The organism is uncultured Stenotrophomonas sp. (genome assembly GCF_963519925.1).
Lineage (GTDB): Bacteria > Pseudomonadota > Gammaproteobacteria > Xanthomonadales > Xanthomonadaceae > Stenotrophomonas > Stenotrophomonas maltophilia_AE.
On record NZ_CAUQPH010000171.1, the window covers coordinates 1 to 6,750 of the forward strand.

The window sequence follows — 6,750 nt, forward strand, 5'->3', positions numbered from 1 at the left end:
CGCGCGGCCTCGCCGGTGCTGTCGGCGGCCTGCGCGGCGTCGGCGCGCGCCTGCTCGGCTTCCGGGCCCTTGCACGCAACCAGCGCGAGCAGCAGCGAAGCGGCCATCAGCGGCGTGGTGATCGAACGAATCTTCATGGCGCTCTCCATCAGGGTCTCAGGGAGGGCCGATGCTATTCATCGGGCCGTGTCGGCCCGGTGAACGGGGAATGCGTCAATCCAGGGGCAAAGAAAAAGCCGCTGGCGAACCAGCGGCTTCTTCAGACTTGCTTGAAGAAAGAAGTTATTACTTCTTGGCTTCTTCAGCAGCGTCCTTGGCCTGCTCGGCGGTGGCTTCACCGGCCTTGGCAGCGTCGGCAGCAGCGTCGGCAGCGGCGTCGGTGGCAGCAGCGCCAGCCTGGGCAGCGGCATCGGCCGAAGCGTCAGCAGCGGTAGTGGCGGTGTCGGCGGCAGCCTGGGCAGCGTCAGCGGTCTGGGCGCCAGCAGCAGCGGCCTGGTCGGCAGCGACCTGGGCGTCGGCAGCGGCTTCGTTGGCCGAAGCGGCGGCGTCAGCAGCCTGTTCCTGCTTCGAGCAGGCGGTCAGAGCCAGGCCCAGGGCCATTGCGATCAGCAGCTTGTTGATGCTCATTAGTGTGAATCCTCGTCGTTAGATTAGGCAACGCGCTATTGCGCGCCCGGCCACATGATGACAAGCCACGTTGGGCTGTCAAGCGATCCCGCATTCATTTTTGCGAAACGGGTGTTAATTCCAATCAAATCAATTCGATGGCGATGGCCGTGGCTTCGCCGCCGCCGATGCACAGTGTAGCAATTCCGCGCTTCGCATCACGCTTGCGCAGGGCGTTGACCAGCGTGACGACCAGCCGCGCACCGGACGCGCCGATCGGATGGCCCAGTGCGCAGGCGCCGCCGTGCACGTTGACCTTCTCGTGGGCAATGCCCAGCTCACGGATCGGGGCCATCGCGACCACCGCGAACGCCTCGTTGATCTCGAACAGGTCGACCTCGTCCAGGTGCCAGCCGGCCTTCTCAAGCACCTTGTGGATCGCGCCGATCGGCGCTGTGGTGAACCATTCCGGCTCCTGCGAGTGGGTGGCATGCGCCACGATCCGCGCCAACGGCTGCAGGCCGCGCGCCGCAGCATCGTCTTCCGCCAGCAGGACCACGGCGGCCGCACCGTCGGAGATGCTCGACGAGCTGGCGGCAGTGACCGTGCCGTCCTTCTTGAACGCCGGGCGCAGGGTCGGGATCTTGGCGATGTCGGAACGGCCGGGCTGTTCGTCCTGGCGATATTCGACCTCGCCCTTGCGCCCCGCCACCTTCACCGCGACGATTTCGTCGTCGAACGCACCGTCGGCCTGGGCGGCCTGCGCACGGCGCACCGACTCGATGGCATAGGCATCCTGTTCCTCACGGGTCACCTGGTACTTGTCCACCGCGCATTCGGCAAACTCGCCCATGGCCTTGCCGTCGTAGGCATTGACCAGCCCGTCGTGGGCCATGTGGTCGACCGCCTGGAAATTGCCGAAGCGGTTGCCGGTACGCGAATTGGGCAGCAGGTGCGGCGCATTGGACATCGATTCCATGCCGCCTGCGACCACGATGCTGGCCGAGCCGGCCTTGATCAGGTCATGCCCCAGCATGATCGCCTTCATGCCCGAGCCGCACACCTTGTTGAGCGTGGTGGCACCGGTCGAATAGGGAATGCCGGCGGCGACCGCGGCCTGGCGGGCCGGGGCCTGGCCCAGGTTGGCCGGCAGCACGCAGCCCATGATCACTTCGGAGACGTCCGCCGCCGGCACGCCGGACTGTTCCAGGGCGGCGGCGATCGCGGCGGCGCCCAGGGTCGGGGTGGGCACGCCGTTGAACTGGCCGAGGAAGGAACCAATGGCGGTCCGCTTGGCGGCGGCGATGACAATGTTGGACATGGCAATCTCGTTTGTTGCGTGAGCGGATTTGGGAACCGTGCCGCAGGTTGCTGCCGCGATTCCCGTCAGACTGCGGGGGAACACCCAGTATAGAGGGTCGGGCTCCAGCACCGGGTCGCCGGCGGCGGGCCGCCTTTCCGGAGGGGGTCGGAATTCGCCGATGGAAAGGTGTCCGGTTTCACGTCAGACTTCGTCAGCAGCCCGGTACATCGGGTCGACCTTCACCACGGGTGTCCTCGGGGCAGGCAGGACACCAGGCGTGGTTTCACACTCAGCTTGGGGAACAGGGATGAAGCAGATCGTAGTGGGCAGGACCGGCCTGGCGGCCGCGTTGGCGTTGGCGTTGAGCGCATGTGGCGGCGGCGGTGGTGGCGGCAACGTGCGCGTGGATGGGCCCGGCGGCGGTGCACCGGTGGTGACGCCTCCGGTGACGCCGCCCGTGACGCCGCCCGTGACCCCGCCGGTCACTCCGCCGCCCACGACGCCCAACGGTCCGCAGCAGCCCACGGCCGATGCGCATCTGTCCGTCATCAATACCGGTGATCGACAGGGACTGACCGGCGCCGGCGTGGTCATCGGGATCGTGGATTCGGGCGTCAACCGGTCCCATCCCACCCTGTCCGGGCGCGTGGTTCAGCGCTATACCTATGTCAACCCGGCCACCAACAACCTGAACATCGACGACGTCGTCGGCCATGGCACCACCGTGGCCTCGCTGGCCGCTGGCAGTGCGTCGGGCAGCTACCCCGGTGGCGTCGCACCCGGCGCGCAGATCGTCTCGGCACGGATCATCGCCGACAAGGCACCGGTGGATGACGGCAGCGGCGACGGCAACGCGGTGGAAGGCTCGCTGGGCCTGGCACCGGTGCATGCCGACCTGATCGCCAGCCGGGTCAAGATCATGAACAACTCGTGGGGCGGGCTGTACTGGAACGACGCCAGCACCACCGCCGCGATCGCGGCCGAGTACGCGCCGTTCGTGTTCGACCATGGCGGCCTGGTGGTATTCGCCACCGGCAACGAAGGCAAGGCCAATCCGTCGGACATGGCGGCCCTGCCGAGCCAGCCCGCACCGGCCGGCAGCACGCTGGCGCAGGAGCTGGAGGAGGGTTGGCTGGCGGTGACCGCGGTCAACTCCAGCAAGCCCACCGAACTGGCGTCCTACGCCAATGCGTGTGGCATCGCGGCGGACTACTGCCTGGCCGCGCCGGGCGAAGCGGTGTTCATCGATCCCGACAACAAGGGCGCGCCCAACCCTGCCATCTACTGGGGTGCGGGCACGTCCTACGCGGCGCCGCTGGTGTCCGGCGCGGCTGCGCTGGTATGGCAGAAGTATCCGTATTTCAGCAACGTCGACGTGCAGCGCACGCTGCTGGGCACCGCCACCGATCTCGGCGCGCCGGGCGTGGATCCTGTGTTCGGCCACGGCCTGCTGAACGTCGCCAAGGCGCTCAACGGCCCCGCCAGCACCGAGTTCGGCAATCTGCGCGCCAACGTGCCGTTGAGCGCCGGCACCAGCGTGTGGAGCAACGACATCAGCGGCCCGAACGGCCTGTACAAGGACGGCGACGGCATCCTGGCGCTGACCGGAAAGAACACGTTCACCGGCGACCTCAGCGTGGTGCGCGGAACCCTGTCGCTGCGCGACGGTGCCACCCTTGCCTCATCGGTCCGTATCTCGGCCTACGACATCAGTTATCCGACGCCCACCCTGCAGCTCGGCGCGGGCACCACCCGGATCACCGGCAACGTGGAAAACCAGGGCCGCGTGGCATTGGTAACCGCGAACACCACGGCGGTCATCGACGGCAACTACGTGCAGCGTTCCGATGGTGAGCTCCTGACCGCGCTCGGTGCGTCCGCGCTGCAGGTCACCGGCACCGCCACGCTGCAGGGCGGCACCGTGGCCGTCGAGCAGGCGGTGGCCGGCTATGTGCCGAGCGACAACCAGGTGCAGCCGCTCATCCAGGCGGCGCAGGGGCTGACCGGCCAGTTCGCGACCCTGCGCCGCGGGGGCACGGTGTCCCTGCTGGACGCGTCGTTCGTGTACAACGCCACGACGGCGTCGCTCAACATCCGCCGCGCCAATGTCAGCGCCGTGGCGGCCAGTGCCGCGCTCGGCCGCATCGCGACGGCGTCGGCGACCCGGGTGGAGCAGGCCTTCGTCGAGCTCGACCAGGGCCGCGGCGACGGTCCGGGCTTTGCCGGTGCCGCAGGCGACCTGCAACGCGTGGAAGGTGCGTCCGCGCTGCAGGCCAGCCTGGAAAGCCTGTCGGGCAAGGCGCATGGCCTGGCCACGGCGATGACCTTCGATACCTTGGACATGAACCGCCGTGCCTTGTCGGCGCGGTTCGACGACGTGGCGACCGCACCGCGCCTGCGCGGTGCGTGGCAGAGCGCGCTGGGTGAAGCGGGCCAGGGCAGCTTCTCGGCCAGTGGCTTCCAGAGCCAGGGCTGGGTGATGGGCCAGGACATGGCGCTGGGCAGCCAGGGCGTCATGGGCTTCGCCTTCGGTGAAACGCGCACCAGCAGCGGCGCTGACTGGTCGGGCGACCGCGGCCGCGATCGGCAGTCGCAGGCGCAGCTGTATGCGGGCTGGAACCAGGGCGGTGCCTATGCGCTGACCCAGTTCGGGGCCGGGCAGTTCACCCGGGAACTGGACCGTCAGCTGTTGCTGGGCGCCGGCCAGTACGGCGTGAACGCGCGCTACGGCGGTACCTTCAGCACTGCCAGCGTGGAGTCCGGTTACCGCTTCGGCGGCGCGGCGGCGTCGCTCACCCCGTACCTGGGGGCGGACTACGCGCGCGTGGACAATAATCGCTTCAGCGAAAGCGGTGGCTTCGGCTTCGGTCTACGCGCCGAGCGCAACACCGCCAGCCGCAGCCAGGCGCTGGCCGGTGTGCGTGCGGAGACCCAGCGGCGCAACTGGTCGCTGCGCGGCTACGCCGAATGGCAGCAGATCCTCGCCAGCGACGGTGCCGCCTTTGACGCCAGTTTCGTCGGCGTGGACGCATGGGCTCCGCTGGCCGGCCTGCAGCCGGCACGCTCGGGCGGGCTGTTCGGGGTCTCGGTGGCGGCGATGCTGGGCCGCGCGTCGCAGCTGTCTTTCGGCTACGACCAGCGGTTCGGCCCGCGCGGCGACCTGAGCCAGGTGGCGCTGCGGTACAGCGCGGCGTTCTGATCTAGGGGTGCCGGGCAGAGCCCGGCATTACCTGGGCGTGGAGCCGGGATCTGCCCGGCTGCCGTGCCTCACCCGCCGCGCAGCGTCCCCAGCCGCGGCGTGGCCCGGCCCAGCGGCATCTTCAATTTGCCGATGGAATGAATCCGCTTCTCGGCGATGCGGTCGGCGGCGCGCTGCGGCGCGATGCCCTCCTGTTCGGCCAACGCGAAGATGCGGCCAAGGTTGTGGTAAATGCTGCGGATCAACCGCATCGCGCGCTCGCGGTTGTAACCGTCGATTTCCAGCGACACGTTCATTACCCCGCCGGCGTTGACCGCATAGTCGGGCGCATACAGGATGCCGCGCGCGTGCAGTTCGTCGCCGACCTCCAGGCTGGACAACTGGTTGTTGGCGGTGCCGCACACGATCCTGCACTTCAACCGCGGCAGGGTCTGCGGATTGATCGCGCCTTCCAGCGCGCACGGCGCGAACACGTCGGCGTTGACGTCATAGATGTCGTCCGGCTTCACCGCTTCGGCACCGTATTCGGTGACCGCGCGTTCCACCAGCGCCGGGTCCAGGTCGGTGACGAACAGCATGGCGCCGCGGTCGCGCAGCAGCTTCACCAGTTCCATGCCGATATGGCCCAGGCCCTGCACCGCGATGCTGACCTTGCCCACCTCTTCGTGTCCCAGCTTGTGCTGCATGGCCGCCATCAGCGCCTGCAACGCACCATACGCGGTGAACGGCGCCGGGTCGCCCGAGCCGCCATGCACCTGGTGCACGCCGGTGACGTACTCGCTTTCCAGGTAGATGTTTTCCATGTCGTTGACGTCGGTGCCGACGTCCTCGGCGGTGATGTAGCGCCCGCCCAGCGAGTCCACGTAACGGCCGAACGCGCGGAACAGCACCTCGGTCTTGTCCCGGCGCGGGTCGCCGATGATCACCGCCTTGCCGCCGCCCACGTTCAACCCGGCCAGGGCGTTCTTGTAGGTCATGGTGCGGCTCAACCGCAGCGCGTCGGCCAACGCCTCGTCGGTACTGGCATACGGGCGCATGCGCACCCCGCCCAGGGCCGGACCCAGGGTGGTGTTGTGGATGGCGATGATCGCCCTCAGACCGGCATCGCGGCTGTGGCAGAACACCACCTGTTCGTGGCCGGACGTTTCGAGGGTTTCAAATAACATGGTGACTCCGATGCTGCGAATGTCGGCAAACGCCGGCAAACGTGCCAGGAAAAGGTGAGGTGCAAAAACAAAAAAAGCGACGTCGTGGTTCGGCATGACGGTCGCGCGGCGCCATTCTAGTGCATTCCGCCGGACGGCGTTGTCTGCGCGTGGTGACCAGCGAGGAACCGTCCTAAAGTTGGCGCCGTCCCGGCCGATGCCGTGGCAACGGTGCGCGGTACCGGTAAGCCAGGACGACATGACGTGGGAGCAGGGGCGACAATTCGGGTGCAGTGCTGCGGCATGACCGGACCGGGACGATGACCGCGATCCTGGTGGGGGCGGCGGGCCTGCTGGTGGCGGCGGGCGTGGGCTGGGGCCTGTACCGGCGACCGGCAGCGAGGCCCGTGGCGCGGAGCCGGATCGAGCCGGGCGCCCGCCCGTCTGCACCGGCCACGCTGCCTGCCGACGGCGATCCCGGTGGGATCCTGCAGGCC

4 protein-coding genes are annotated in these 6,750 nt (G+C 68.4%); 1 reads left to right on the top strand and 3 read right to left on the bottom strand.

The window, feature by feature from the left end; all coding sequences use genetic code 11:
• Nucleotides 1–285: 285 nt before the first annotated feature.
• Both RWO33_RS18300 and RWO33_RS18305 read right to left on the bottom strand, forming a co-directional pair.
• Nucleotides 286–627, bottom strand: coding sequence for a hypothetical protein (locus RWO33_RS18300; RefSeq protein WP_068853606.1), 342 nt, complete (start codon nt 625–627; stop codon nt 286–288).
• Nucleotides 628–751: 124 nt separating this feature from the next.
• Nucleotides 752–1,927 carry an acetyl-CoA C-acyltransferase gene (locus RWO33_RS18305; protein WP_314106651.1) on the bottom strand — a complete coding sequence of 392 codons (1,176 nt, stop codon included), beginning with the start codon at nt 1,925–1,927 and terminating at the stop codon, nt 752–754.
• Between the two features lie 289 nt (nt 1,928–2,216).
• Here RWO33_RS18305 and RWO33_RS18310 point away from each other — a divergent pair, with 289 nt between their 5' ends.
• Nucleotides 2,217–5,108: a S8 family serine peptidase gene (locus RWO33_RS18310; protein ID WP_314106653.1), complete on the top strand. Its 2,892-nt coding sequence runs from the start codon at nt 2,217–2,219 to the stop codon at nt 5,106–5,108.
• A 68-nt stretch (nt 5,109–5,176) separates the two neighbouring features.
• Here the strand turns inward: RWO33_RS18310 and RWO33_RS18315 are convergent, their stop codons facing one another.
• Nucleotides 5,177–6,274, bottom strand: coding sequence for a Glu/Leu/Phe/Val dehydrogenase dimerization domain-containing protein (locus tag RWO33_RS18315; protein WP_314106655.1), 1,098 nt, complete (start codon nt 6,272–6,274; stop codon nt 5,177–5,179).
• Nucleotides 6,275–6,750: the final 476 nt, after the last annotated feature.

What these genes read in the sequence shown, in the direction of transcription:
- RWO33_RS18300 (WP_068853606.1), bottom strand. Translation starts at nt 627, where the DNA reads ATGAGCATCAACAAGCTGCTGATCGCAATGGCCCTGGGCCTGGCTCTG.
- RWO33_RS18305 (WP_314106651.1), bottom strand. Translation starts at nt 1,927, where the DNA reads ATGTCCAACATTGTCATCGCCGCCGCCAAGCGGACCGCCATTGGTTCC.
- RWO33_RS18310 (WP_314106653.1), top strand. Translation starts at nt 2,217, where the DNA reads ATGAAGCAGATCGTAGTGGGCAGGACCGGCCTGGCGGCCGCGTTGGCG.
- RWO33_RS18315 (WP_314106655.1), bottom strand. Translation starts at nt 6,274, where the DNA reads ATGTTATTTGAAACCCTCGAAACGTCCGGCCACGAACAGGTGGTGTTC.